This is a genomic window from Niastella sp. OAS944 (assembly GCA_024809215.1).
In the GTDB taxonomy this organism is placed as follows: Bacteria; Bacteroidota; Bacteroidia; order Chitinophagales; family Chitinophagaceae; genus Niastella.
Map to the genome: position 1 here is coordinate 1 of JANUBW010000024.1, position 1,515 is coordinate 1,515.

The 1,515-nt window shown below is 48.1% G+C and carries 2 rRNA genes; both read right to left on the bottom strand.

From position 1 onward, the window contains the following. Nucleotides 1–664, bottom strand: a 23S ribosomal RNA gene (locus tag GGD38_RS37310); the annotation flags it as partial. Nucleotides 665–889: 225 nt separating this feature from the next. After that, nucleotides 890–1,515: ribosomal RNA gene (locus GGD38_RS37315) — 16S ribosomal RNA — on the bottom strand; the annotation flags it as partial.

Below are 1,515 nucleotides of genomic sequence, written 5' to 3' on the forward strand. Positions count from 1 at the left end.
CGGACTCGCTTTCGCTACGGCTCCGTAACTTAAGTACTTAACCTCGCCAGTGAGGAGTAACTCGTAGGCTCATTATGCAAAAGGCACGCCGTCACCATTGCTGGCTCCGACCGCTTGTAGGCGTACGGTTTCAGGTACTATTTCACTCCCTTGTTTAGGGTGCTTTTCACCTTTCCCTTACGGTACTGGTTCACTATCGGTCTCTGAGGAGTATTTAGCCTTACCGGATGGTGCCGGCAAATTCAGGCAGGATTCCTCCGGTCCCGCCTTACTCAGGATACCTCTCGTCCACAACAATTTCTGCTTACAGGACTATCACCTGCTATGGTCCAACTTTCCAGAAGGTTCAGCTTGATGTTGCTTTCTAAATGAGGTCCTATAACCCCTGTGCCGCACGCGACACAGGTTTGGGCTGTTCCCTTTTCGCTCGCCACTACTTAGGGAATCACGATTGTTTTCTTTTCCTCCTCCTACTTAGATGTTTCAGTTCAGAGGGTTGACTCTCCTTGCGGAGTGACACACCTTCAGTGTGCCGGGTTGTCCCATTCGGAAATCTTCGGATATAATGCTTGTGTGCAGCTCCCCGAAGCTTATCGCAGCTTACCACGTCCTTCATCGTCTCTCAGAGCCAAGGCATCCACCATACGCCCTTAAGTGCTTTAAAAGAGTTATTACTATTACTCGTCATTTACAACTTAAAATATTATCCCAATATGTCAAAGAACTACTCCTTGTCTTCACAAGAAGAACTCATTGCTGAGTTAATTGATGATGTTATGGTTGCGAACCATCAGACCATTATGTCACATCTCATTAAAAGAACTTTTGATTCTATTGAAAGTTAAGTGAAGCAACAGCTAAAAAGTTATGTTTTTAGCGCTTTCTCTAAAAAGGAGGTATTCCAGCCGCACCTTCCGATACGGCTACCTTGTTACGACTTAGCCCCAGTCACTAGTTTTACCCTAGGCGGCTCCTTGCGGTTACCGACTTTAGGTACACCCAGCTTCCATGGCTTGACGGGCGGTGTGTGCAAGGTCCGGGAACGTATTCACCGTATCATTGCTGATATACGATTACTAGCGATTCCAGCTTCATGGAGTCGAGTTGCAGACTCCAATCTGAACTGAGAAAGAGTTTTTGAGATTAGCGCCTTGTCGCCAAGTGGCAGCTCTTTGTCTCTTCCATTGTAGCACGTGTGTAGCCCTGGGCATAAAGGCCATGATGACTTGACATCATCCCCTCCTTCCTCGCGTCTTACGACGGCAGTTTCATTAGAGTTCCCAGCTTTACCTGATGGCAACTAATGATGGGGGTTGCGCTCGTTGCGGGACTTAACCCAACACCTCACGGCACGAGCTGACGACAGCCATGCAGCACCTTACAGACTGTGTATTGCTACAAAATGAGCTTTCACCCACGGTCAATCTGCATTCTAGCCCAGGTAAGGTTCCTCGCGTATCATCGAATTAAACCACATGCTCCACCGCTTGTGCGGACCCCCGCCAATTCCTTTGA